The organism is Marisediminicola sp. LYQ134, assembly GCF_046599635.1.
Taxonomy (GTDB): Bacteria; Actinomycetota; Actinomycetes; order Actinomycetales; family Microbacteriaceae; genus Marisediminicola.
The window spans coordinates 954,258-978,916 of the sequence record NZ_JBKIWP010000001.1 but is presented as its reverse complement, the minus strand read 5'-3'; the positions used below and the strand labels follow the sequence as shown (position 1 = coordinate 978,916).

General features: G+C 68.5%; 24 protein-coding genes and 1 tRNA gene. 7 read left to right on the top strand and 18 right to left on the bottom strand.

Going from position 1 to position 24,659, the window contains the following annotated elements; all coding sequences use genetic code 11:
* Positions 1-19: 19 nt before the first annotated feature.
* The 6 genes from tatA to ACLHIH_RS04750 form a co-directional block, all read right to left on the bottom strand.
* Positions 20-268 (bottom strand): twin-arginine translocase TatA/TatE family subunit, encoded by a 249-nt coding sequence (gene tatA, locus ACLHIH_RS04775; RefSeq protein ID WP_411315553.1) that lies wholly within the window; start codon positions 266-268, stop codon positions 20-22.
* Between the two features lie 86 nt (positions 269-354).
* Positions 355-1,332, bottom strand: a complete 978-nt coding sequence (locus tag ACLHIH_RS04770; protein WP_411315552.1) for a helix-turn-helix transcriptional regulator — start codon at positions 1,330-1,332, stop codon at positions 355-357.
* Entirely contained in the window at positions 1,325-2,353 is a 1,029-nt protein-coding gene (locus tag ACLHIH_RS04765) for a helix-turn-helix transcriptional regulator (RefSeq protein ID WP_411315551.1), read from the bottom strand. Before ACLHIH_RS04765 ends, ACLHIH_RS04770 begins: the two co-directional genes overlap by 8 nt.
* Before the next feature lie 18 nt (positions 2,354-2,371).
* Positions 2,372-3,274: an FKBP-type peptidyl-prolyl cis-trans isomerase gene (locus ACLHIH_RS04760; RefSeq protein WP_411315550.1), complete on the bottom strand. Its 903-nt coding sequence runs from the start codon at positions 3,272-3,274 to the stop codon at positions 2,372-2,374.
* A 59-nt stretch (positions 3,275-3,333) separates the two neighbouring features.
* Positions 3,334-4,377 (bottom strand): tRNA (adenine-N1)-methyltransferase, encoded by a 1,044-nt coding sequence (locus ACLHIH_RS04755; protein ID WP_411316316.1) that lies wholly within the window; start codon positions 4,375-4,377, stop codon positions 3,334-3,336.
* A 38-nt stretch (positions 4,378-4,415) separates the two neighbouring features.
* Positions 4,416-5,126 carry an HAD family hydrolase gene (locus ACLHIH_RS04750; protein WP_411315549.1) on the bottom strand — a complete coding sequence of 237 codons (711 nt, stop codon included), beginning with the start codon at positions 5,124-5,126 and terminating at the stop codon, positions 4,416-4,418.
* A 123-nt stretch (positions 5,127-5,249) separates the two neighbouring features.
* Between ACLHIH_RS04750 and ACLHIH_RS04745 the strand changes: the two genes are divergently transcribed.
* Complete coding sequence (locus tag ACLHIH_RS04745) at positions 5,250-6,314, top strand: proteasome assembly chaperone family protein (protein ID WP_411315548.1); 1,065 nt, start codon at positions 5,250-5,252, stop codon at positions 6,312-6,314.
* 35 nt (positions 6,315-6,349) lie between these two features.
* Here the strand turns inward: ACLHIH_RS04745 and mshC are convergent, their stop codons facing one another.
* The 5 genes from mshC to ACLHIH_RS04720 all read right to left on the bottom strand — a co-directional run bounded on the left by mshC (position 6,350) and on the right by ACLHIH_RS04720 (position 11,679).
* Entirely contained in the window at positions 6,350-7,621 is a 1,272-nt protein-coding gene (gene mshC / locus ACLHIH_RS04740; protein WP_411315547.1) for a cysteine--1-D-myo-inosityl 2-amino-2-deoxy-alpha-D-glucopyranoside ligase, read from the bottom strand.
* Between the two features lie 79 nt (positions 7,622-7,700).
* Complete coding sequence (locus ACLHIH_RS04735) at positions 7,701-8,423, bottom strand: ANTAR domain-containing protein (protein WP_411316315.1); 723 nt, start codon at positions 8,421-8,423, stop codon at positions 7,701-7,703.
* A gap of 76 nt (positions 8,424-8,499) precedes the next feature.
* Entirely contained in the window at positions 8,500-9,219 is a 720-nt protein-coding gene (locus ACLHIH_RS04730) for a GAF and ANTAR domain-containing protein (protein WP_411315546.1), read from the bottom strand.
* A 196-nt stretch (positions 9,220-9,415) separates the two neighbouring features.
* Positions 9,416-10,279, bottom strand: coding sequence for an undecaprenyl-diphosphate phosphatase (locus ACLHIH_RS04725; protein ID WP_411315545.1), 864 nt, complete (start codon positions 10,277-10,279; stop codon positions 9,416-9,418).
* A 56-nt stretch (positions 10,280-10,335) separates the two neighbouring features.
* On the bottom strand, positions 10,336-11,679 hold the full coding sequence (locus ACLHIH_RS04720; protein ID WP_411315544.1) for a M20/M25/M40 family metallo-hydrolase: 1,344 nt from the start codon (positions 11,677-11,679) through the stop codon (positions 10,336-10,338).
* A 201-nt stretch (positions 11,680-11,880) separates the two neighbouring features.
* On the opposite strand from ACLHIH_RS04720, the gene ACLHIH_RS04715 reads away from it, so the two are divergent.
* Together ACLHIH_RS04715 and ACLHIH_RS04710 are read left to right on the top strand one after the other, a co-directional pair.
* A tRNA-Leu gene (locus tag ACLHIH_RS04715) sits at positions 11,881-11,966 on the top strand.
* A gap of 310 nt (positions 11,967-12,276) precedes the next feature.
* Positions 12,277-13,542, top strand: a complete 1,266-nt coding sequence (locus tag ACLHIH_RS04710) for an FUSC family protein (RefSeq protein WP_411315543.1) — start codon at positions 12,277-12,279, stop codon at positions 13,540-13,542.
* A gap of 21 nt (positions 13,543-13,563) precedes the next feature.
* On the opposite strand, the gene ACLHIH_RS04705 is transcribed toward ACLHIH_RS04710, so the two are convergent.
* Complete coding sequence (locus ACLHIH_RS04705; RefSeq protein WP_411315542.1) at positions 13,564-14,961, bottom strand: DUF222 domain-containing protein; 1,398 nt, start codon at positions 14,959-14,961, stop codon at positions 13,564-13,566.
* A gap of 424 nt (positions 14,962-15,385) precedes the next feature.
* Here ACLHIH_RS04705 and ACLHIH_RS04700 point away from each other — a divergent pair, with 424 nt between their 5' ends.
* A complete protein-coding gene (locus ACLHIH_RS04700) occupies positions 15,386-15,532 on the top strand; it encodes a hypothetical protein (protein WP_411315541.1) in 147 nt (48 codons plus the stop codon).
* Positions 15,533-15,584: 52 nt separating this feature from the next.
* Here the strand turns inward: ACLHIH_RS04700 and ACLHIH_RS04695 are convergent, their stop codons facing one another.
* On the bottom strand, positions 15,585-16,007 hold the full coding sequence (locus ACLHIH_RS04695; RefSeq protein WP_411315540.1) for a VOC family protein: 423 nt from the start codon (positions 16,005-16,007) through the stop codon (positions 15,585-15,587).
* A 48-nt stretch (positions 16,008-16,055) separates the two neighbouring features.
* Positions 16,056-16,466, bottom strand: a complete 411-nt coding sequence (locus tag ACLHIH_RS04690) for a hypothetical protein (protein WP_411315539.1) — start codon at positions 16,464-16,466, stop codon at positions 16,056-16,058.
* A gap of 193 nt (positions 16,467-16,659) precedes the next feature.
* Between ACLHIH_RS04690 and ACLHIH_RS04685 the strand changes: the two genes are divergently transcribed.
* From ACLHIH_RS04685 to ACLHIH_RS04675, 3 genes are all read left to right on the top strand, one after another.
* The gene (locus tag ACLHIH_RS04685) at positions 16,660-17,991 is read left to right on the top strand and encodes an LCP family protein (protein WP_411315538.1); all 1,332 of its coding nucleotides are present in this window, start codon (positions 16,660-16,662) and stop codon (positions 17,989-17,991) included.
* 67 nt (positions 17,992-18,058) lie between these two features.
* Positions 18,059-18,928 (top strand): aldo/keto reductase, encoded by an 870-nt coding sequence (locus ACLHIH_RS04680; RefSeq protein WP_411315537.1) that lies wholly within the window; start codon positions 18,059-18,061, stop codon positions 18,926-18,928.
* A gap of 193 nt (positions 18,929-19,121) precedes the next feature.
* The gene (locus ACLHIH_RS04675; RefSeq protein ID WP_411315536.1) at positions 19,122-20,792 is read left to right on the top strand and encodes an alpha-amylase family protein; all 1,671 of its coding nucleotides are present in this window, start codon (positions 19,122-19,124) and stop codon (positions 20,790-20,792) included.
* A 58-nt stretch (positions 20,793-20,850) separates the two neighbouring features.
* Here the strand turns inward: ACLHIH_RS04675 and ACLHIH_RS04670 are convergent, their stop codons facing one another.
* The 4 genes from ACLHIH_RS04670 to ACLHIH_RS04655 form a co-directional block, all read right to left on the bottom strand.
* On the bottom strand, positions 20,851-21,873 hold the full coding sequence (locus ACLHIH_RS04670; RefSeq protein ID WP_411315535.1) for an epimerase: 1,023 nt from the start codon (positions 21,871-21,873) through the stop codon (positions 20,851-20,853).
* Between the two features lie 43 nt (positions 21,874-21,916).
* A complete protein-coding gene (locus ACLHIH_RS04665) occupies positions 21,917-22,615 on the bottom strand; it encodes an endonuclease/exonuclease/phosphatase family protein (protein ID WP_411316314.1) in 699 nt (232 codons plus the stop codon).
* Positions 22,616-22,718: 103 nt separating this feature from the next.
* The gene (locus ACLHIH_RS04660; RefSeq protein WP_411315534.1) at positions 22,719-23,537 is read right to left on the bottom strand and encodes a type II CAAX prenyl endopeptidase Rce1 family protein; all 819 of its coding nucleotides are present in this window, start codon (positions 23,535-23,537) and stop codon (positions 22,719-22,721) included.
* A 63-nt stretch (positions 23,538-23,600) separates the two neighbouring features.
* Entirely contained in the window at positions 23,601-24,521 is a 921-nt protein-coding gene (locus tag ACLHIH_RS04655; protein ID WP_411315533.1) for a J domain-containing protein, read from the bottom strand.
* Positions 24,522-24,659: the final 138 nt, after the last annotated feature.

Sequence of the window (24,659 nt, the reverse complement as noted above, 5' to 3'; positions counted from 1 at the left end):
GAACGCGCGGCCATCGTGACTATGGCTTCGGCGGGTAATCATTCGAGGTCGACGGAGTCGACCCCGGTGCCGAGGTGTTGCGCACGGGCTGAGCATCCGGAGTCTGATCGACGTCGTCGTCGCGTCCGCTCTTGATCTCGTTCTTGAAGATCTTCATCGACTGACCGACACTCTTTGCGAGAGCGGGGAGCTTGGCGGCACCGAACAGCAGGATGATGACGGCCAGGATGATGATCGCGTGTACCCCGGTGAGATTTTGCCACGGCATGATTCGGTCCTCAGATCTCGCGTAGGAAGTGGTGCTGTCGCATCATTTTACGCACTCGAGGGTAGGAATCGTCTGCACGTCGCTCCTCAGCGGGCGTAGCGCGCGGCGGCAGCCGTCGCCCACTGCTCGACGATCGCGCGTGCCTCGGCGGGCTCGACGACGGTCACGAGCCCGGGCAGCCCCGCGATGAGGCGCTTGAGCCCGTGATAGTGGGTGACCCTGATGGTCGTGCGCTCGCGATCGCCGACGGTCGTCGTGACCGAATCGTCGGCGAGGTAGTCGGCGATGAGCGAGCTTGCGCCCTTCGCCATCTCGATCGTCACGGGGAGGTCGTCGCTCGACCCCTCGAAGAGTTTCTCGGGAAGGGGCACGTCTCTCGCGGTGCGTCGCAGCGGTTCCGTCGTCGCTCGCAAATGCGAGATGCGGTCGAGGCGGAACGTGCGCACGGCCTCGCGCGAGTGGTCCCAGCCGCGCAGATACCAGTCGGTGTCGACGGACTCGATGCGCAGAGGGTCGACGAGTCGCTGCTCGTGCTCGCCGCGCGCGTTGATGTAGTCGAACCCGACCGCGACCCCCGCGCGCACGGCGTCGCGAATGGTCGCGAGAGCCGAATCGGCGGCCGACGACTCGACGGCCACGAGGCTCGGTGCCGACGACGACCCTCGGGCGAGTTTCGAGAGCAGCGAGTCGATCGCGGCGCGGTCGGCGTTCTCGGGGAGCGCCGAGAGATACTGCAGCCCCGCGATGAGCGCCGCTGCCTCCCGCCCCGAGAATCGCGGTGAGTCGTCGATCGCGACGAGGTTGGTGATGACGATCTCGTCGTGCTCCTCGAAGCGGTCCCAGGCGATGTCGAAGAGGTCGCCGTGCTGGTACTGGCTCGTCTCCCCCGGTACACCCGACACGGCGATGAGTCGCACCGACGCGCGGATCTGCGCTTCGGGAACGCCGAAGTGCGCGGCGGCGTCGGCGACCGACACCTGGTCGTGGTCCATGAGCCAGGGGATGAGCGAGAGAAGGAACGCGAGTTTGTCGGTCGCGAGCTGCGCCGGAACACGGTCAGCCACGAGGCACCTCCCGGTCGGCGTCTGTTGCAAGCGGCGCGTGGTCGGCTGCGAGGCGGTCGAGCCTCTCGATGACCGCCGCGCGCAGACCCTCGGGTGAGAGCACGAAGACCTCGGGGCCGAACGACGCGAGCTCGTCGGCGAGGATGTTCGCGTCGCTGTAGTGGAGCTCGAGGGAGCCGTCGGGCCGCACCGACGTGCCGCGGCGCTTCGACAGGCGGGCCTGGGCATCCGACTCCGGTCGCACCTCGACGACGGCCGAATTCGATGCCCACACCGCTTCGAGTTCGCGCAGGGCCTCGGCGGGATGATCGCCCTCGCGGGGTTCGAAGGTGCGGCCGGTCGCGACCACGCCGCTCACGATCCGACTGAGCAGGAAGGTGCGTCGAGCTCCGGTCTCGGCCTCCTCGGCGCTCACGTGCCAGCGGCCCTGGTGCTGGATGAGCGCGAGGGGAACTATCGTGCGGACCCTCGCATCCGTCTCGCCGGGCTTGAGGTAGGAGAAGCGCACGATCTGGTGTTTCTCGAGCGCCGAGTCGATCGGGTCGAAGGCGGCGTCGCGCACGCGCACGCGCGGGGCGTAGCCGAGCACCGGAACGTCGGCCGAACCGCCGAGCGAACGCAGTTTGAGCAGGGCGCGGCGTGACTCGGCTGAGAGCGACCCCTCACGCCACACCATCGTCGCGAGACCCAGAAGCGTGAGCTCCTCGGGCGAGAAGACGACGTCCGACGGCAACTCGTAGCTCCCGCGCGGGATGCGGTAGCGCAGACTCTGGTTGTTTCCGGCCTGCCCGGGCGAATCGATCGTCTCGAGAGGCACCCCGAGGTCGCGGATGTCGTCTTTGTCGCGCTCGAACTGCCGCTCGAGGTTGGCGTTGTCGCCGGAACGGTCGAAGCGCTGGCGGTACCCCTGCACCGTCGAGAGGATCTCGTTCTTGGTCAGTCCGGTCTCTGTGGAGAGCAGAGCGAGCACGAGGCTGAAGAGTCGCTCCTCGACGGGCACCCGGGGTGCTTTAGCGGACACGGAGACCCACGATCGGACTCAGCCGACCGTGCCGAGGATGTCGACGACGTAGACGAGGGTGCCTGCCGCGGGGGCGCCACCGACGCCCGCGAGGTCGGGGGGAATGACCGCGAGCACTTGCGAACCGACCGTCTGGCCCGCGATCGCGCGGCTCAGACCCTCGCTCACCTGGCCACCCCCGAGCTGGAGGAACGCGGCGCTCCCCGACGTCCAGCTCGACTCGGCGACCGTGTCGGTGTCCCAGTTGATGGCCGTGTACTTGACGATCACGGCGTCGGTCTCACCGACCTCCTCGCCGTCACCCTGCTTGAGAACCGACGTGCGGTAGTCGCTCGGAGCCTCGGAGTTCGGGATCGTGATGCCGGGGGTGCCGTCGGGAGCCGTGACGACCGCGGGCATGCCCGCGACGGGCAACTGGTCGACACCGTCGGCACGCGACTCGAAGGCCTCGATGACGTCGACGACGAAGACGATCGGTTCGGAGGAGCTGCCCTCCGCCGCCTCGTCGGGGGCCACGATGGCCACGCGCGACCCGACCTCGGCGCACTCGAGGCCCTCACCGAGGGCCGCGAGACCGTCGCTTCCGACCGTGAAGAGGCTTCCGCCCGCGGGGTCGTACGCCGTGGTCTGCAGAGGGGTTCCGTCGGTTCCACTCAGAATCGTGGCCTCGATGATGACGGGCTGACCGTCGTGGAGCACGGTGCCGTCACCCGGAATGAGCACCGAACTCTCGACACCCGTGCTGATGAGCGGCTGCGGAAAACTGACCTGCGGAGCGGTGCCGAAGTCGCCGGTCGCGGTGACGAGGCTCGAGGTCTCCCCCTCGGTGACCGAGCAATCGGATGTCGACGGCGCCGTGCTGCACGCGGACAGGGCGACGAGCATGCTCGACGCGACGATGAGCGCGGGGAGTTTGCGCACGACGGCCTTCTTTCGGTGTTCGGGAGTCGACCGGTCAAGTCTAGGTGTCGATGCGAGGCTCACTGATTCGGCGGCGTCTCGGGCTCGGGCGTGGGCTCGGCTGCGGTCGCGGAGCCCGTCGTCGCTGCCGCCTCGGCCGCGATGGCGAGATCGGCGGCGGTCTGCGCCGCCCGTGCCGCCTTGCGCAACCTCTTGTCTGTCGCGCTCCGCTCGCCGAGCGCCCCGGGTGTCCACGCCTCGACATCCTCGTCGGAGAAATCGGTCTTCGAGGCACGCCTCTTGAGCTGCGGGAGCACCGCGCCCGGCGCGAGACGTCGCGCACTCAGGAGGAACCCCGTGTGGGCGACCATGCGATGGTCGGGGCGGACCGCGAGGCCCTCGACGTGCCATCCGCGGATCATCGTCTCCGACGAGTCGGGGTCGGTGAAGAGGCCCGTGCGACGGATCGCCTCGGCGACGCGAGACAACTGGGTCACCGTCGCGATGTAGCAGACGAGCACACCGCCGGGCGTGAGGGCGTCGGCGACATCGTCGATGCACTCCCACGGGGCCAGCATGTCGAGCACGACACGGTCGACCGACGCGGGTTCGACGGTGGACGGCAGCTCTTCGACGAGATCGCCGACCGTGACCGACCAGTTCGTCGGTGTCGCCCCGAGAAAGCTCGTGACGTTGCCACGCGCGATATCGGCGAACTCCTCGCGGCGCTCGAACGAGTGCAGGCGACCGGTCGGCCCGATCGCGCGGAGGAGCCACAGGCTGAGGGCACCCGACCCGACACCCGCCTCGACGACGGTCGCGCCCGGGAAGATGTCACCGAACGCGACGATCGCCGCGGCGTCCTTCGGGTAGATGATGGCGGCGCCGCGCGGCATCGACATGACGAAGTCGTTGAGCAGCGGACGCAGAGCGAGGTACTCCTCGCCCGTCGTGCCGAGAACGACCGAGCCGTCGGGCTTGCCGATGACGTCGTCGTGGTTCACTCCGCCGCGGTGGGTGTGGAAGATCTCGCCGGGCTCGAGGGAGATGGTGTTGAGCCTGCCCTTGGGGCCCGTGAGCTGAACGCGGTCGCCGGGGAGGAAGGGGCCGCTCTGGCGGCGCATCGCCGCGGGGGTCTCGGCGGTGTCGGGGGTCTCGTCGGTCACGCGATCGCCGCCGCGGTGTGGGCGGAGAACACGGCGGCGATGTCGCTCGTCGACCGACCCGCGAGAGTCGTCCACTGCGTGTGGGTGCCGTCGTCGGGGAGCGCGGCGTGCAGCGGGATCGCGATCGTCGCGGCACCCGAGGCCACGGCCGAGGCAAGCCCGGGAGCGGAGTCCTCGATCGCGACGCACCGCTCGATCGGCACGCCGAGGAGGGCTGCGGCATGGAGGTAGGGAGCCGGATGGGGTTTCGGCAGCTCCACGTCATCGCCGCCGACCACGACGTCGAACGCGTCGAACCCGATCGCCTCGACGATCTGAACGGCCATGCGGTGCACCGACATCGTGACGAGGGCAGTGCGCACGCCGTGCTCACGGAGGTCGGCGAGGAGCTCGCGAGCACCCGGCCGCCACGGAACCTCGACGGCCACTTGCTCGAGAACGCGGGTCGTCATCCACTGGATGATGTCGTCGACCGCGAGCGTCACCCCGCGCGACTGGAAGATCGTCGCGGCGTCGCGGAGGCCCATGCCGACGACGGTGAGGCCGTCGTCGTGGGTCCACGTGCCGCCGTAGGACTCGATGAGCTCGGTCTCGGCGCGCATCCAGTAGGGCTCGGTGTCGACGATCGTGCCGTCCATGTCCCAGAGCACCGCCTCGGGGAGGGTCGCCGTGGACGAGGAGGGGGTGGTCGGGGTCAAATCAGTCACGGTGACTCATAGTACCGGCGGCCCGGTGTCGGGCCTCGCGCACGAGCGTGGGGTGCGCAAGCGGGCAACTAGTGTTGTCAGACGGTGTACACGGGCCGTCGAGCCCGTCGATGGAGGATCTTCGTGACTGATGGCTCGGGACTGCTGAGCGGGCGACTGCTCGTCGTCGCATTCGAGGGGTGGAACGACGCGGGTGAGGCGGCGAGCAACGCGGTCCGCACTCTCAAAGACCTCCTCGACCTCTCCCCCATCATCGAGGTCGAGTCGGAAGACTACTTCGACTACCAGTTCAACCGTCCCCTCGTGACGGCGGATGACGACGGCGAACGGTTGCTCGTCTGGCCGAGCGTGACGGTCTTCGGGCCCACCGGGCCGACCGGGTCGTCGGATGTCGCTGGTGCCGGCGCTCCTGACGCGGGCGCCGGGTCAGTCGATGACGACCCCTCAGCACTCGGTACCCCCGCGCTCGAGGAGGACGACGGCGACATGACGGTCGGCACGGCCGATCGGTCGAACATCTACCTCCTGCTCGGCACGGAGCCGTCACGCGGGTGGAAGAGCTTCACGCGGGAGATCCTCGAGACGGTGAAAGACGCCGGCGTCACCGGGATCGTGATGCTCGGCGCGATGCTCGCCGACGTGCCCCACACGAGACCCATCTCGGTCTTCGTGACGTCGGAGAACGCGACGGTGCGTGCGGAGCTCGGGGTCGAACGCAGCTCGTACGAGGGGCCCGTCGGCATCCTCTCGGTGCTCGGGGAGGCGGCCGAGAAGTCGGGGGTTCCGACCCTGTCGATCTGGGCGTCGGTGCCGCATTACGTGCACAACGCACCCTCTCCGAAAGCGACGCTCGCGCTCATCGACAAGCTCGAAGAGATTCTGGATGTCGTCATTCCGCGCGGTGACCTCGTGGACGAGGCGGCGACGTGGGAGAGCGGGATCGACGCCCTCGCGAGCGAAGACGAAGACATGTCGAACTACATCGAGCAGCTCGAGCAAGCGCGCGACACTGTGGACTCCCCCGAGGCGAGCGGCGAAGCGATCGCGCAGGAGTTCGAGAAGTACTTGCGTGGCAAAGGCGACGGCAAGGGTGACGGCCGAGGCGACGGCAAGGGTGAGGACAAGCCCGACGGTGGTGCTCCCGGCGGCTCGCCGAGCGGAACCCCGCCCTGGCGCCCCAAGGACTGACACGTGACGCTCGGCCCCGGCGCCGGGCCGTGTCGCTAGGCCGTGAGGTCGACGCCGAGAAGGGCGTGGATCGCGGTGACGGACATCCGCGTCGCGGGAGCCCCCGAGTCGACGGCCGAGTCCACCGCGCGGAGGGCCGCGGGCGTGTCGAGGTCGTCGGCGAGGGCTGCGCGGATGCCCGTGACGAGGTCGTCTGTGACAAGGTCGTCCGGCTCCGACGCTGTCGTCGCGTCGGCGGTGCTCGCCCACTCCCGCCACCGGTCGAGCCGGCCGGTGCCGCGCGCGAGAACGTCGTCCGTCCACTCGGCGTCGGCCCGGTAGTGGTGGTCGAGAAGGGCGAGGCGGATGGCGCGAGCGTCGACCCCCGCGGCGGTCAGGCGCGAGACGAGCACGAGGTTGCCGAGCGACTTGCTCATCTTCTCGCCGTCGAAGCCGACCATGCCGGCATGCGAGAAGATGCGAGCGAACGTCGCGCCGCTCAGCGCGGTCGCGTGTGCCGCCGAGAACTCGTGGTGCGGAAAGACGAGGTCGGAGCCTCCGCCCTGCACGGTGATCGTGTCACCGAGGTGGCGCGTCGCGATGACCGAGCACTCGATGTGCCAGCCGGGGCGACCGGCGCCGAGCGCGGTCGACCACTGCGGTTCGCCCTCGCGAGCGGCACGCCAGAGAAGAGGGTCGAGCCGGTCGCGTTTGCCCGCGCGGTCGGGGTCTCCCCCGCGTTCGGCGGAGAGGGTGAGCATCGTCTCTCGGTCGAGTCGGCTCTCGGCGCCCCACGACCACGCGGTGTCGGCGTCGGCGGCCGCGCTGTCGAAGTAGAGGTCGGGCACGGCGCCGAGGGAATCGGATGCGGGGACCTCGTAGGCGAACCCGCGCGAGACGAGTTCGGCGACGGCATCCGCTATCTCGTCGACCATCTCGGTGACGGCGACGAAATGGTCGGGCGGGATGATCGAGAGCGCGGCCATGTCGCCGCGGAACAGGTCGGTCTGCGACGCCGCGAGCTCACGCCAGTCGACACCGGTCGCGGTCGCACGCTCGAGGAGCGGGTCGTCGACATCCGTCGTGTTCTGGGCGTAGACGACGGGGATGTCGGCATCGAGCCACGTGCGCACGAGGGTGTCGAAGGCGAGGTACGTGGCGGCGTGCCCGAGATGGGTCGCGTCGTAGGGCGTGATGCCGCACACGTAGAGGGTGGCCGTCGGAGTGCCGGGAGCGGAGACGAGAGATCCGGTCGCGGTGTCGAAGAGCGTCGGAACGGGGCCGGTTCCGGGCACGCGGGGAACCTGGGGTCGGTTCCACGAGTGCATCCGTTCAGCCTAAGCGAGCGGCGGGAGCGCGCCGACCACGAGAAGTGAAGCGCCGCGCGTCGCGGGCGTGCGTCGTGCCTTACAGGCGCAGCGAGCGCTCCACGATCGCGTCGGCGACCGACCGCAACGAGAGGCTGTTGTTTCTCGCGTACGTGCGTAGTTTCACGAACGCCGCGTCCATGTCGAGGTCGTGGCGGTAGGCGAGAACACCCTTCGCCTGTTCGATCACCACGCGGCTCTCGAGCGCACTCTGCAGTTGCTCGGCGGTGGCCTCGCTGCGGTTGTGTCGGCGCTCCTGCAGGATGCCGATGGTCGCGACATCCGCGAGCCCCTGGGCCGCCGCGATGTCGGCCTCCCCGAGCTCGCCCGTGACGGTGCGGAACAGATTGAGAGCACCGATGACGGTGTCGCGCAGACGCAGCGGCACAGCGTGAACGGCGCGAATGCCTTGAGCGGCGGCGGCGGTGTGGAACGCCGGCCAGCGGTCGGCGACCTCCGAGATGTCGGCGACATCCACGGGGCGACCCGTGACGAAACACTCGACACACGGACCGGCCCCGGCTTCGAGCTGCATGATCTCGATGAGATGGCTGCGTTCACTCGTCGACGCGACGACCGACAGCGTTCCCGAAGCGTCGGCAAGCAGCAGTCCGGCCTCCTGAGCGTCGAGCACATCGGCCGACGTGTGCACGAGCGTGTCGAGGAGGTCGAACACGTCGTAGTCGTCGACGAGAGTGTCGGCGAGGGTCACGAACGCTGAGGTGAGGCGTCGCTCCCGTGACGGTGGAGCGTCGGCCGTGATGTCGCGGGTGCCTTCGGGGGTGGCCTCGCGGGTGCGCGGGCGGAGGGAGCGGAGTTCGTGCTCGCGGCCGGTCGCGTCACTCACGATTCGTCCTGAAGTCGATTCGTCGAGCGATAACGTCGCGGGCGACATCCCGAACGGGGCGTCCGGTCGCGAAAGAGTGCGCGCGCAACAAAAGTGCGGCGTCGTCGGGGGTGATCTCGAGTTGCGCGAGGATCATCCCCGTGGCCTGGTGCATCTCGCGCTGAGCGAGGTGGGCGCCGAAGTCGTCGACGTCGTCGTCGAGCAGACGGCGGATGACCTGCCACGCGGCGAGGTCGGCGAGTTCCCGAGCGTGCCTGACCTCCGTGTCGGTGAGGCAGTGAGGGGTGCTCGAGTAGAAGTCGATGGCGCCGATGCCGAGTCGGCCGACGATGAGCGGGAACGCGAACATCGACGCGACCCCGCGGGTGGCGGGTTCGGTGCGTGCCGCTTTCTGGAAGACCGGCCAGGCGCTGTGACCCGCCGTGGCGGAATCCTTCGACCCGTCGTCGTCCAACTGGTGCACCAGAACGGGTGTGCGAGTCGAGAGAGACACCCAGCTCGGCCCCTCGCCGAGGTCGATCTGCAACTGGTCGAGCCTCAGCACGGTGTCGTCGCTCGCGCACACGGTCGACTGTGAAGCGTCACCGAGCACGGTGACGGATGCTCCCGTCACGTTGATGACCGACAGTAGGGGTTCGCACAGGTCTTCGTGTGCTCTGCTCTCGTCACGCAGGTGGCGTTTGGCGGCCTCGAACGCGCGGGTCTCGGTCAACAGCGGCGTTCCCCTCGTGTGTGGTGGATCGGTTCGACCTCGGTCGGGCCGAGACGGGCCGGAGCGCCTCGACACGGGCGGAACGGGTCGGAACGGATCGAGCGTGACTATCGGCCGTGCCCAGATTAGGGCATCGGGGGGCACGGCCGGCATCGCGGGCACCGTGGGCGCCGGTCGCGGTCGGTGCGGGCTCGGGTCAGAGGGGGTCGAGGACTCCGGTGGCGAGCAGCACGAGGAGGGTGCCGCCGAGGGCGATGCGGTAGATCACGAAGGGCATGAACGAGCGGGTCTTGATGTAGTTCATGAGGAAGGCGATGACCGCGAGGCCGACACCGAACGCGACGATCGTGGCGACACCGGTCTCGAGGTAACCGAACGGACTGCCGACATCCGGTTCGGTGATGCTGTTGTAGAGCTCGTAGAACCCGCTGCCGAAGACGGCGGGAACGGCGAGCAGGAAGGCGTACTGCGCGGCGGCGGGGCGCTCGTAACCGAGAGCGCGGCCCATCGTCGTGGTCGCGCCAGACCGGGAGACGCCGGGGATGAGGGCGAGCATCTGGGCTCCGCCGTAGAGCAGGCCGTCGCGGTAGGTGAGGTCGGTGAGGTTCTTGGTGCGGCGACCGTAGAGGTCGGCGACTCCGAGGATGATTCCGAACACGATGAGCACGATCGCGACGAGCCACAGCGACCGGAAGCTCGACCGGATGGTCTCCTGCAGAAAGAAACCCGCGAGCACGATGGGAACGGTGCCGATGATGATGAGCCAGCCCATCCGCACGTCTGAGTCGCCGCGGGCGATGTGGCGCGGGTCCGAGGCGGGGAGTCGGCGCGCACCGAAGTGACGGAACCACTTGCCGATGATGCGGGTGATGTCACCCCAGAAGTAGACGAGCACCGCGGCTTCGGTGCCCAACTGGGTGATCGCGGTGAAGGTCGCCCCCGGGTCGGTCGCCGAGGGGAGGAACTCCCCCGCGATGCGCAAGTGTGCGCTCGACGACACCGGGAGGAACTCGGTGAGGCCCTGGAGGAGGCCGAGGATGATCGCTTCGAAGAATCCCACGCGGGTGCAGCCGTTCCTGTTGTCGCCGGTCGTGCTCGCGGGCTCGGGGTCGCGAGCTAGTAGTCGAGCAGCAGGTCGCCGAGAACCTGCCTGCCGAACACTAGTGCGTCGAGCGGCACGCGTTCGTCGACACCGTGGAACATCCCGGGGAAGTCGATCTCGGGGGGCAGTTTGAGTGGTGCGAAGCCGTAACCGGTGATGCCGAGGAGCGAGAGCGCCTTGTTGTCGGTTCCGCCGCTGAGCATGTAGGGCAGAACGCTCGCACCGGGGTCGCGGGCGAGGAGAGCGGATGTCATCGCGTCGACGAGGGGGCCCGATGTCGGGTTCTCGAGACCGACGTCCCTGTGCATCACGATGATCTCGATGTCGTCGCTGAGGAGTTCGCGCACTTCGGCGAGCACGGCGTCCTCCTGGCCGGGCAGGGTGCGGATGTCGATGAGGGCTTCGGCGGTGTCGGGGATGACGTTGTGCTTGTACCCGCCGCTCACGAGTGTGGGGTTGGTGGTCGTGCGGAGGGATGCGCGGATGAAGCTCGCCGCTGTTCCGGTGCGGATGGCGAGTTCGTCGGGGCCGACCACGTCGACGTCCTGGTCGAAGATGCGGGCGAGCTCGGAGACGAGTTCGGTGGTCGTGTCGGTCATGGTGATCGGCCAGTCGCGGCGACCGAGGGTGGCGACGGCTTCGGCCAGTTTGGTGACGGCGTTGTCGAACATCACGCGGGAGCCGTGGGAGGCGGTGCCGCGGGCGACGAGTTTGATCCAGACGAGGGCTTTCTCCGCCGTCTGCAGGAGGTAGGCGCGTTCGCCTTCGAGGGTGATCGAGTATCCGCCCACTTCGCTGATCGCTTCGGTCGCTCCGGCGAACAGGTCGGGGTGTTCGTTCACGAGGAAGTGGGAGCCGAGTTTGCCGCCGTCTTCTTCGTCGGCGAAATATCCGACGATGATGTCGCGGCGGGGCTGCTTGCCGCTGCCGAGGATGTCGCTCATCGCGGTGAGCATCATGGCGTCCATGTTCTTCATGTCGACGGCGCCGCGCCCCCACAGCAGACCGTCTTTGATGACGCCGCCGAACGGGTCGACGCTCCAGTTCGCGGGGTCGGCGGGGACGACGTCGGTGTGTCCGTGGAGCACGAGGGCGGGGAGCGAGCTGTCGCGTCCTTCGATGCGGGTCACGAGGGAGACGCGTCCGGGTTCCGATTCGAAGAGCCGGGGGGTGAGACCGAGGCCCTGCAGTTTGGCTTCGAGGTAGGCGGCGGCATCCGCTTCACCGTGGGAGCGGCCTTCGCCGTAGTTGGTGGTGTCGAAGCGGATGAGGTCGCGGGCGATGATCGCGGTCTCGTCGAGGGGGGTGCCGTGGTCGTCGAGCTCGGTGCCGGCAGGGGTCGAGGTGTCAGAAGGCATACGCCCCACGATAGCGACTGGGCCGGGGGTGCTCGACGGGTGCCGGTGGATGCTGGGTGGGCGGTCGATGGCCGTTCGGCGGGTGCGCGGCGGGTGCCCGTGGGGCTCGAGGGGGTCGAGTTGTTTCGGGGTGCCGTGTGCGTGCTATTCTCGACCGTCGGCAGTTGAGGCGGAAGAGATTTCGCAGAATCTGCCGGATGCGCGCGGATGGCGGAAATGGCAGACGCGCTAGCTTGAGGTGCTAGTGCCCGTATTAGGGCGTGGGGGTTCAAGTCCCCCTTCGCGCACAGCGATGGTCCGGCCTGATGGCCGGGACCGATTCGGACACAGGGCCGCGACGATCAGAATCTGATCGTCGCGGCCCTGTGTTGTTTCGGCAGGCGGTCGGATCGGCACTGTTCGGTCGAAGTGCGGGGCCGTGGGTGTCGGCTTCGCTCGATTTGGAGCGGGTGTGTCAAGGGTCTCCGATCCCCGGCCTCGCAGGTGGGGTGCTCCTTAGACTCGTCGGATGTCTGCCGCCGTCGTGTGCCCTCCCCCGTTCGCGTGTCGTGACGTCGACCCGTGCGTCGCCCCGTGAGTCGTCAGGCGAGGCGCCCCGTGAGTCTGTGGCGCCGGGGTGCTTCGGAGGTGCGTGATGCGGTGCGGCCGTGGCGCCTCATCCTGGCGGCGAAGACGGCGCTCGCCGCAGGTCTCGCGTGGATCGTGGGCGGCCTTGTTCCCGGTGCGGTCGAGGACTACTCCTACTACGCTCCGCTCGGTGCACTCGTGAGCATGATGCCGACGATCGCGGGGTCGGTGCGCACGAGTGTGCAGACGGCGGTCGCTCTCGCGAGCGGTATCGGTCTCGCGTGGCTCATCATCGTGCTCGGTGGTCCGACGCCCTGGAGTGTGCCGATCGCTGTCGGGGTGGGTGTGCTTCTTTCGGGTGTGCGTGCGCTCGGCCCCGGACGGAGTTACGTTCCCATCACGGCCCTGTTCGTCCTCGTCGTCGGGGGAACCGATGCTGAGTCCTATTCGCTCGGCTACATCGTGCAGATGGCGATCGGGATGGCGGTCGGGCTCGCGGTGAACCTCCTGGTGGCTCCTCCGCTGTATTCGAGAATGTCGGCGGGACGTATCTCGGCTCTGCGGGTGCAGACGGCGTCGGGTCTGCGCGATATCGGCTCGCAGCTCGCTGACGACCGGCGCGCTGACGACTTGCGGTGGAAGCAGTACACCGATGCCCTCTATGAGGAGCTCGTGCAGGCTGACGATCTCGCCGTGCAAGCGCGGAAGAGCCGACGGTTGAACCTCCGGTCGCGGTGGAACCGTCACGATTCGCAGAAGGATTACGACGACCTTCAGACGCTGCGGTGGTTGCGGAGCAGGGTGGTCAACGTCGGGGAATCGCTCAGTGGTGACGTGTCACGGGTGGCGCCCACGTTGGGTTCCGAGTTGCGTGGTCCGCTTGCGGCGGTGCTCGAGGCATCGGCTGATCTGGTGTCGGAGTGGGATGACGAGCGCAGAGCGGATTCGGAGTCGGCTAGGTCGGTGCACACGACCGGGACGACCGGGACGACCGGGACGACCGGGACGACCGGATCAGAGGGAACGGCGAGTTCGGTGCGTGCGACGCGGAATGTCGAGAATGCCATCCGCGAGCTCGAGGAGGCGTTCTCGCGGCGGCCCCGGCCGGCGACCATTCCCGATGAGGCGATCGGGTCGGTCATCTTCGATGTCCGGCGCATCAGTGCACTCGTGGGAGAGCGATTGCGTCAAGGCAGTGGCAGTGGCAGTGGCAGTGGCAGCGGCAGCGGCAGTGGCATTGGCAGTGCTGGCAAGGAGGACGGCGATGAACCGGCGTCGTCGAAACCGGTTGGCTGAGCAAGGTTTCGCTGCCTCGATTCACACGGCGATCTCGTGGCTGACCGGGCTCCGGGACGGCATCGGAATGAACACCCGCTGAGGGTCGACGTCCGGTGGTGGTCGTAGGAAGTAGTCGGCTCGGTCTCGGTGCACTTGCCACCGGTTGTCGTGGATCAGCAGATGATGCCTCCGACACAGGAGGATGCCGTCGGCGATGTCGGTGCGGCCCTCGACACCAGCCCACGGGTTGATGTGGTGGGCCTCGCAATACGACGGCGGACGTTCACACCCGGGGAACCGGCATCCGCCGTCTCTGACGGTCAACCCGATGCGTTGCCGTTCGGTGAACAGGCGCCGGTCCCGTCCGACGTTCACGCACTGGCCGTCGCGGTCGAAGCCGACGCTGATGACTCCGGTGTTGCAGATCGCCCGTTCGATCGTCGGAGCCGACACGGTGTCGGTGCGGCCCTCGATGAACCCGGGGCCGGTGCGGTTCTCGAGCCGGTCCGCGGTCACCACGATCCGCACGGCCGGGCGGCGCCCGCCGAACAGGGCGCCAGGGTCTGCGTCGACGGCGAGGCGCACCAGGTCGACGAACGCGTCGGCACTGACCTGCTCGTCGGTGCGGCCATCGTTCAGCAGCTCCTCCGCGGTCGCACGGGCGGTCGGGTCGACGAACCGGGGACCACCCCGCCGCGGTGACAGGATCTGCGCAAACGCCTCGGCGACGAGAGCACCATCCTCGGGGGCGAGCCGCCACGACCCGCAGTGCATTCCGGTCGCAGTGTCCCACCAGGTGCGCACTGTTCGGAGGTCGCGCAGCTGTTTCTCCCGCCGTTCGACACCCTCGACATCGAGAATGTCCCGCACCTGTCGGGCATGCCGGTGGACCTGGTCAGGCGTCAACCCGGCAGCGGCCAAGACCAGTTCCCTCGCCGCAGCGCGAAGAACACCGTCGTCAACATGGGTGATATCGGAGAACACCCGCCGGATCGCGTCGACAGCATCGAGCGACAGGGTTCCCTCCCGCAGGGCAGCCGCAAGAACGTCAGGCCATCGTTCACGCGACAACGGTGTGATTTCGTCGGCGGAACCAGCGGACGCGGTGAACTCTGACTCGGCGAGGAGCGCGCCGGTCTCGACGAGCCGGGTGGCTTCGATGCGACTCACGTGCGCAACCCGCTGGATCATCGCGACAGGGCTCACGAAACCCGCCTGTTGGGCCAAGCCCTGGTGACCGAGCTCCGGGCGCGACCGGTGCGCGACCTCCCCCGCGATGACGGCAGCGAACTGATCGACACACTGCCGCAAAGCGGTCACCGCCTCGACAGCCGCCGTCAGATCAGCGTGGCCGAGAGCCGCGATCGACTCCGCCGTGCCACCGAGATCGGCGACCACAGCGGCCCGATCGAGGAGGGAGGCGGAGAGGGTGGGCATGCATCAATTCTCCCGAATCGATCGCGTGTTCGAAAGAAGAACGAATCGTCTGCGGAGAGCGGGTTCTCCACACGGGGTGGGGAGGAGAAGACAGTCGGGAGGAGGGGTGTGCCCGCCCCACCCACACTCTTCGGCACACCTCGCCCGCTCGGGATCAGCGTCGCGGAGCGGCGCTGGGGTTTCGCCGTCGAGTTCGCGCCCGCCGTGTCGGCGGTCGGTGTCGGCCTCCTCGTGCTCGCGAGCGGGCTCGGACTGTGGGCCGCGGTGTCGATGCCGACGCTCGGTGGCGGCACCCCTTTTCCGGCGGCTATGGCGAACCGCCTCGTCGTGGTGGGTCCGTATCGTTTCGTTCGCAACCCCATGGCTGTCGCCGGGATCGCGCAGGGCGTCGCCGGTCGGCTTCATCGCGTCGTCGTGGCTCGTCGTGCTCTACGCGGTGGCGGGGTCGCTCGTGTGGAACTACGTCATCCGCCCGCTCGAGGAGACCGACCTCGAGCGGCGCTTCGGCGACGACTTCCGCCGCTATCGAGAGCGCGTGCGGTGCTGGGTGCCCTCGTTCACTCGCCACTGACGGCGCTGTCGGCAGTCACAGCACCGAACGCACAGCGCTCCCCCTCGATCGCCTACTGGTCCGAGACGAAGATGCAGAACGGATGTCCGCTCGGGTCGGCGTAGACGTACAACTCTTCCTCGGGGTCGTTCGACCGGTCGAGCAGAACGGTCGCGCCGAGGTCGAGTGCGCGGTCGTGCTGCCGGGAGAGCGCCGCCGTGTCGGGCACGGTGAGGTCGAGGTGCATCATCTGCGGAACGGTGCCTTCGGGCCACTGCGCTCGGGGTAGGCCGGGCGAGACTTGGAACGCGAGCTTCTCGCCCGCGTCGCCGTGCAGCACGAGCCACTCGGGGGTCCCCTCGCCCTCTCGGGGCTCGTCTCCCGCGCGATAGCGGTAGCCGAGGAGTCGGCGGTAGAACTCGGCGAGACCGCGGGGGTCGGGGGTGTCGATCGCGGTCAGCCGCAGTGTCGGAAAGTCGGTCGTCGTGTCGGTCATGCAACCGTTCTACCGGCACCCACCGACACGGGCGACGACGAGTGCCCCCTACCCTCCCCGAACGATGCGCGCGAAGGATGCCGGCAGCGCGACGTTGCTCGGGGCGCCCGAGAACGCGGGTGCGACATCCGCTGGCGCGTATCCGGCGATTCCGCAGCCGATCTCGGTCACGAGGAAGGTGAGGTCGGGGTTCTCTGCCGCGAATGTCAGGAATGCCGCGATCTGCGCTGTCATGGTCGCGAGCCCGCTCATGGTGTCGATCGCGTAGCTGCCGCCGTGGAGCCCTCGGCCTTCGCCCCACACCGCGCCGAACCTGTCGTGGGCGATGCGCGCGGCTCCCCCGCCGTGATGCCCCGATGCGTTGGAGCCGAACACGAAGATCTCGCCGGGCCCCAGATCGGTGATCCGAGACGAGGAGATGAGGTCGCCGCGCTCGTCTGTCGTGACGTTCGATGCCATGTCTCGGGTCCTCTCGCGGGCGCCGGGCGCGCCATCCGGTGCCGACCAGGGTAGCTCCGCAATCGTCGACCCGCCCGAGCCGGCGTGAGTCTCGGCCCCCGGTTGTCGATAGGGTGACCGCGCGGCGGGAGACACGTGCCCCGGCGCGATCGGCGGGCGAGGCCCGACCGACTCGACGACCCGAGGGACGCCTGTGACTCGCACCACTCCTCCAGCTCCGACGCCCGACCGTGCCGCGCCGATCGCCAGACACGGCATGTTGCGCACGTCTCGAGGCGCGTCGGCCGTCGTCCGGGTCATCGCCATGGCAGCTGCCGTGCTCCTCGTCGCGACGGTCTCCGTCACCGCGATCACCGCCGCGAGGCTCGCGGGCAATGTCGAAACGGTCGCCCTCCCCGGGGAGGATGCCGCAGCACCCGTCGTGGGTCTCGGTGCGTTCGAGGGCGGCTTCGACATGCTCATCGTCGGGAGCGACGAGTGCGTCGACACGGGCGGGTGCCCCGACCGCACCGAAAAACTCAACGACTTCACGATGCTCCTGCACGTCGCCGACGACCAGCAGTCAGCGGTCGCCGTGACTTTTCCCCGCGACCTCATCGTGCCGATCCCCCCGTGTCCGCGGGAGGACGGCTCGGGAACCTACAACGCGATGTCGGCCCAGCAGATCAACGTGACCCTCACCTACGGCGGTCTGCCGTGCACGGCCCTCACGGTCACAGCCCTCACGGGTGTCGAGATCCCCTACGGCGCCATCATGACGTTCGAAGGCGTTCGACAGATCAGCTCCGCCATCGGTGGGGTGGATGTCTGCATCGACGCGCCCATCTTCGACCCCTTCTCCGGCCTCGACCTCCCCACCGCGGGCTTGCACAGCGTCGAGGGCGAGCAGGCTCTCCAGTTCTTACGAACCCGGCACGGCATCGGTGACGGAAGCGACACGGGGCGCATCGGAGCCCAGCAGTCGTTCCTGTCGTCGATGATGCGCAAGATCAAGTCCGAGGAGACCCTCACCGACTTCACGAAGGTGTTCTCCCTCGCCGACGCCGCCTCGCGCAACATGACGGTGTCGGAGAACCTCAAGAACGTCAACACGCTCGCGGCGATGGCTCTCGTCTTCCGCGACATCCCCCTCGAGAACATCACTTTCGTGAAATACCCGGCGGCCCCCGGTATCGACAACCCGTCACGCGTGTTCCCCATCACGAGCTCGGCCGACGCCCTCTTCGAGCGCATCGCGGCGGGCCTCCCGGTCGGGCTCGATTCGGGCGCCGTGGGTGTCGTCGAGCCGCCGTCGCCCGAGACCCCCGCCGACCCCGAGAGCCCGGGGAGCCCCGAGGATCCGTCGACGCCGGCGGCCCCCGACACCGAGGAGCCGATTCCGGATGCCTCGGCGAGCCCGTCTCCCGACCCCTCCCCCTCGGGCGGCTCCCCGACCGATCCCGTGACCGACCCCGAAGACGTTCCGATCGCGGGGGCGACCGGCCAGACCGCGGCACAAGAGACGTGCGCGAAAGCCAACGGCTGACCTGGGAGTGGACTGGACGTCGTCCCCGACAGGAATGGTCACGGGAGCGCTCCCGTTACCGTCCCCTATGACTACCAACACCGAACTCTCTGCTGCGGCATCCGGCACCTACTCCATCGGGGGCGACCTGCCGGTCGTGCGCCTCGGCTACGGCACGATGCAGCTCACCGGCGAGGGCGTGTGGGGCGACCCCCGCGACCCCGCCGAAGCCGTTCGGGTTCTGCGTCGCGCCGCCGAGCTCGGGGTGACGTTCTTCGACACCGCCGATTCCTACGGCCCTGATGTCGCCGAGCAGCTCATCCGCGAGGCGCTCCACCCCTACGCCGACGACATCGTCGTCGCGACGAAGGCGGGGCTCACGCGCTCGGGTCCGGGTGAGTGGAGTCCCGTCGGTCGCCCCGAGTACCTCCGCCAGCAGGCCGAGAAGAGCCTCCGCCACCTCGGTCTCGATCGCATCGACCTCTTCCAGTTGCACCGCATCGACCCTCAGGTGCCTCTCGCCGACCAGGTCGGTGAGCTCAAGGCCTTGCAAGACGAGGGCAAGATCCGCCACATCGGCCTGAGTGAGGTCTCGGTCGACGAGCTGAAGGCCGCATCGGAGTTCGCGACGATCGCCTCGGTGCAGAACCTCTTCAACCTCGCCGATCGCTCCGCCGAGCCGCTGCTCGACTACGCCACAGCCAACGACATCGCGTTCATCCCGTGGTTCCCGCTCGCGACGGGCCAGCTCGTCGGCGACGGCGGACCGCTCACCGAGCTCGCCGCGAAGCACGACGCGACTCCGTCGCAGCTCGCGCTCGCGTGGCTGCTCAAGCGTTCGCCCGTGATGCTGCCGATCCCCGGCACGTCGTCGGTCGCGCATCTCGACGACAACGTCGCCGGCGCCACCGTAACGCTCACCGACGAGGAGTTCGACGCCCTCACCGCGGCGGTCTGATCTCCCGACCGACCGCGAGCCGCACGGCCCCCACCCGCTGAGGGTGGGGGCCGTTCTGCGCGGCGGAGGCCACCGTTCGTGCCGGTCCCCGCGCGGTACTCAGGGCTTTCGGCGCCCGCATCCGTAGGGTTGGGCCCGACGCGTCCGCACGACACAGCCACACCCGAGCCCCATGAACGTCGAGGAGCCCCCGATGAGACTGACCGACACGAGCGACCTCTGGTGGAAGACCGCGGTGTTCTACAACCTCGATGTGCAGACCTACCTCGATTGGAACGACGACGGCGTCGGCGACTTCGAGGGGCTCGCGCACCGCCTCGACCATCTCGCCGAGCTCGGGGTGACGTGCCTGTGGCTCGCGCCGTTCTACGAGTCGCCCCGCCAGGACAACGGCTACGACATCTCGAACTACTACGGCGTCGACGAGCGCTACGGGCACCTCGGTGACTTCGTGGAGGTCATGCGCACGGCGAAGGATCGCGGCATGCGTGTCATCGTCGACCTCGTCGTCAATCACACGAGCGACCAGCACCCGTGGTTCCAGCAGGCTCGCGCCGACCGCACGAGTCGCTACCGCGAGTTCTACAACTGGCGCGACGATGTGCCCGACGACCAGCCCGCCAACATGTTCCCCGACGTCGAAGACGGCGTGTGGAGATGGGATGACGAGGCGGGTCAGTACTACCAGCACACGTTCTATCGGCATCAGCCCGACCTCGCGACCGAGAAACAGGTCGTGCGCGACGAGATCGCGAAGGTCATCGGGTTCTGGCTGCAGCTCGGTGTCGACGGTTTCCGCGTCGACGCCGTGCCGAGCCTCATCGACACGGCCGACGGTGCCGAGCACGAGTTCCTCCGCGCGCTTCGCGGCTATGTCACGCGCCGCAGTGGCAGCGGCGTGCTCCTCGGCGAGGTCAACCTCCCCTACGACGAGCAACTGCTGTTCTTCGGCGAAGACGACGGCAACGAGCTCACGATGCAGTTCGATTTCGTCGCCAACCAGCAGCTCTACCTCGCTCTCGCGAGACAGGACGCCACGCCGCTGCGCGACGCACTCCTCGCCCGTCCGGCGCTCGCTCGAGGCAACCAGTGGGGCAACTTCGTGCGCAATCACGACGAGTTGACCCTCGACCAGCTGACCGAGGACGAACGCAACGAGGTCTTCGACGCGTTCGCCCCCGAGCCCGGCCAGCGCATCCACGGGCGCGGGATCACGCGCAGGCTCCCCCCGATGCTCGACGGCGACCCCCGCCGCATCCGCATGGTCTACAGCCTCATCTTCTCGCTGCCGGGTGCCCCCGTGCTCTACTACGGCGAGGAGATCGGCATGGGAGAGGACCCCACGATCTCGGGCAGCCGCAGCGCCGTTCGCACGGCCATGCAGTGGACGGGCGATGCCAACGGCGGGTTCTCGAACGCCGGCGCCGACGACCTCGTGCCCGGGGTCGTGCCCGGAGGCAATGCGCCCGAGCACATCAACGTCGCGCAGCAGCGGCACGACGACACGTCGCTTCTCGCCTTCATGTCGAGGCTCACCCGGGCGTACCGATCGGCACCCGAGATCGGGTGGGGCGACTTCGCGGTTCTCGACCAGCCGCACGCGTGCGTGCTCGCCCACTCGGTCGAGAGCAGCCTCGGACTCTTCGTGGCCGCGCACAACTTCGCTCCCGACGGCCGCAGCCTCGACCTCGACCTGACGGGAAGCGGCGTCGAGGGAGGCACCGACGGCTTCGTCGTCGTCGACATGCTCGGTGACGATCCGGTGCCGCGTCCGATCGAGAACGGACGCATGTCGGTCGAACTCGAGGGCTACGGTCAGCGCTGGTGGCGCGTCATCCGCCCGGGCGAGAAGCGGCTCGTCTAGCGCGCTCGCTCGTTCGCGCGGGCTGCTGCCGCGGGTGCCGCGTGGCGCGCGGGTGGCCTCAGTGCCGTGTGCGGTCGGCGGCGTCGGCCGCCGCGGGCTCGAACTCGGGCCACGCGAAGGTGAAGCCGTGGGCGGCGAGTCTCCCGGGCAGCACCCAGCGGCTCTTGAGCACGAGCTCGGGTTCGGTGCGCAGCACGAACATCGCCGGTTCGAGCATCCAGCGGAACGCGGGCAGTCCGACGCGCGCCCCGACGACCCGACGCAAGGAGCGCATGAGCGTGCGATTGTCGATGGGGTTCGGTGCCGTCACGTTGACGGGCCCCGACACACCGTCGGTGTCGCGGATGAACCGCACCGCCGCCGCGACGTCGTCGATGTGCACCCAGCTGAACTTCTGTCGCCCCCGCGACCGGTGCCGCGGAGCCGTGCCGTCGCCCGAAGGGTGCTGCCCGATGCCGCGGTAGCGTCGGTGCCCGAACCACCACCCGTCGAGCTGTGGCCCGCCGAGGCCGAGCCTCGCGAGGCGCAGCAGCAGGGATGTCGCGGGGCCGTCGCCGAGCACGATCGACATGCGCAGCGCCACCCGACGCGTGCCCGGCAGGTCGCCCTCGAAGAACTCGGCCTCCCACTCGCGGGCGATGTCGGAGGAGAACCCGGTGCCGAGCTCTCCCCCGCTCTCGGTCATCGGACGGTCGAGCGAGTAGCGGTAGATCGTCGCAGTGCTCGCGTTGAGCCAGACCCGGGGTGGTGTCGCGCTCGCGGCGATCGCCTCGCGGAGCTGACGGGTGGTGTCGAGTCGCGAGTTGAGGATCTCGTCGCGGTTGCGGTCGGTGTAGCGGCAGTTGACGCTCTTGCCCGCGAGGTTGACGACGATCTCGGCGCCGTCGACAGCGCGTCGCACGGCCGCGCCGTCCGACCACGCGACATCCTCCGGCGCCGCGTCGCCGCTGACGGCGACGCCCGAGCCCGCCCGCCCGATTCGCACGACCCGGTAGCCCTCGGCCGTGAAGTCGGCGACGAGGCGGGAGCCGATGAATCCGGATGCTCCGGCGATGACGGCGGTCGGCGCAGAATCATTCACTCGTTCAGAGTATGACCCTCGCGCTCACCGCTCGACGCGACACTCAGCCGTGGTCGGTCGCGGGAACGTGCGTCGTGGCGTAGTCGGTCGTCACGAGGATCGGCATGTGGTCGGATGCCCCCGCAGGCAGCGTTTCGACCTTGTCGATGTGGAGACCCACCGAGGTGACGAAGTCGAAGTGACCGCGATAGAACTTGTATCGCGTGTATGTCGTCGTGTCGCTCAGCGAGAGGTCGTACCCGGTCTCCTTGACACGGCGGTCGAGGTTGCTCTGGAAGTAGGGGTAGTTGTAGTCACCGACCATGAGGGTCGGGAGTCCGTCGCCGAGGCCCCGCAGCTCGGCGTGAGCCGCACGGATCTGGTTGCGCCGCAGCGAGTTGAGGGCGGTGAGCGGTGCGGCGTGGAACGACGCGACGATGAGTTCGCGGCCCGTCGACTCGTCGAGCAGCTTCGTGCCGATGAGTCTCTCGTGCGCGGGAGCGAGGATGCGATCGTGCAGCGACTTCTTGAGCGCGAACGCCTCGGTCTTGACGGCGGCGAACCGGTCGCGGCGATAGTAGATCGCGAGGCCGAGGCGGTTGCGCTTGGTGGAGTCGGCGAGGTGCAGGGGGCCGAGTTCGGCGGGCAGATCGACGGTGTCGACCTCTTGCAAGCACAGCATGTCGAGATCGACGGAGTCGACGAGCGCGCTGAGCTCGCCGCTCGCGTGGTTCTTGCGCAGGTTGTAGCTGATGACGCGGATCACGTCGCGACCTCCTCGGATGATCGGCCGTCAGAGTGGCCTCCGACATTATGCACGCCGTTCACATGACCTTCGTGAGAGCGCGCGCAGCGCACGGCAGACGTCAATAGATGAAGATCGGGAGCCACTCGCGATTGTGCGCGTGCACGAGCACGAGAAACACGACGAGGTCGAAGAGCAAGTGCACGCACACGACGTAGGTGAGCGATTTGGTGCGCGAGAAGATGAAACCCTGCAGGAGCGCGAAGGGGATGGTGAGGGCGGGGCCCCAGCTGCGGTATCCGAGCTCCCACAGGAACGAGACGAAGATGATCGCCTGCAGCACGTTCGCTTGCCACATCGGAAAGTGGCGCCGGAAGACCGCGAAGATCGTGCAGATGAAGAACAGCTCGTCCCACAGTCCCACGGCGTTGACGCCGACGAAGAGTCGCGCGAGTTCGTCGGGAGCGCGGATGGCCGGCCAGTTCTCGTAGGACCCCGACCCGATGAAGTAGAAGGGCAGGATGGCCCATCCGAGAAAGAGCACGAGCGCGAGGTAGGTGCGCTCGAACGTCGACCACTTCTTTCCGGTGCGCACCGGGAAGACGATCGTGCGATGCCGGTAGACGTAGCGGTCGATGACGAACGGCACGGCGACCGCGAGTGTCAGCACCGTGCCCATGATGAGGATGTTGAGGTAGCTGATGTCGGCTTCGAGCGAGATCGTGCTGATGATGAGCAACCCCACGGCGATGAGCGCGAGGTCTTTGCCGAGCTCGCGATCGACGAGGAATGCGGCCGCGAGACTCACGAACAGGGTGATGTAGCCCACGGTCGTGAATTGCATGGCGAACAGCAGAACCGCGGATGCGCACATCCCGAGGGCGGGGAGCAACTTCCACGACAGGCGCGGCAGGGTTTCTGTGGCGAGAGTCGTTGTCACTCCACAAGCATGCCATCCCGGTCGCCACGCGACCTGGGCCGCCGCGTCACCTCGGCCGCCGCGTCAGGGTGCGACGAAGCGCACACCAGACTGCAGGCGCGTGCGCACCTCGAAGAGCTCGGTGCCGCCGTAGAGGGGCGAGTCCGGCAGGCCGTCGCGCAAGAGGATCGGCAGGTGCGATTGCCGCACCGCGACCGTCTGAGCACCGCGGGACTTGCCGAGCACGAAGAACGCCTCCTCGAGGGCGTCGTCGGGGAGCACGATCGCGAGAACGGTGAACTTCACGCCGACCGCCTTGGAGATGATCTTGGCGCGTCGACCGAGCGACTCGAAGGGTTTCTCGCCCGCGAGGGCGTCTCCGATGAGTTCGCCGCGTCTCGGGCGCGCCGGCCCGCCGAAGTCCTCCGACAGCACAGCGAACAGTCCGGTCGGCCCGAGGACGATGTGGTCGATCTTCTCGTCGGGAGCTCCCGTCGCCACATCGTGCCACGCCGTGAACCCGATGCCGAGATCGGTGAGGGCACGAGCGGTCGCCTCTTCGGCGAGGGCATCGGCGAGGATGTGGCGGATCTCGCGCGGGGCGCTCGCGACGAGCGCGGGGTCGTAGGGATCCTCGACGACGGCCCCCCGCCCGGCCCACTCGCGGATGAGGGTCAGGTAGCGCTCGCGCCGCCAGCCCCCGGGATGCCCGTAGGAGCGCGCGCGCGGTCGCGTGTCGGTGGGCTTCGACGACGTGCGCGGGGTCGCCCACGAATGGGGTTCCTCCCGCGTGGCTCCGACGCGGTCGTAGATCGCCCGGCCGGCGGGGGTGCCGATGCGCTCCCACGCGGTCTGCACGGCGTTGAATCTCGCCGCGTCTCCCCCGGTGTCGGGGTGCGCCTCGCGGAGCGCGCGCCGGTAGGCGCGCTTGAGCTCGTCGTCGGTCGCGGTGGGCGCGACGCCGAGCACCTCGTAGGGTGTCGCCGAAATCGGGCTGTCAGGCATCCGTGTCTTCCGGGTCTCGCGGGGAACGGTGCTCCGGCGCGTCAGGCAATGGGTCGTGAGCGACTTTATCGAAGCCAACCTGGGTCGCCCGTGCTCGCTCGGCTCCGGGTCGCGGCAGGCCCGCGCCGGATTCTGACG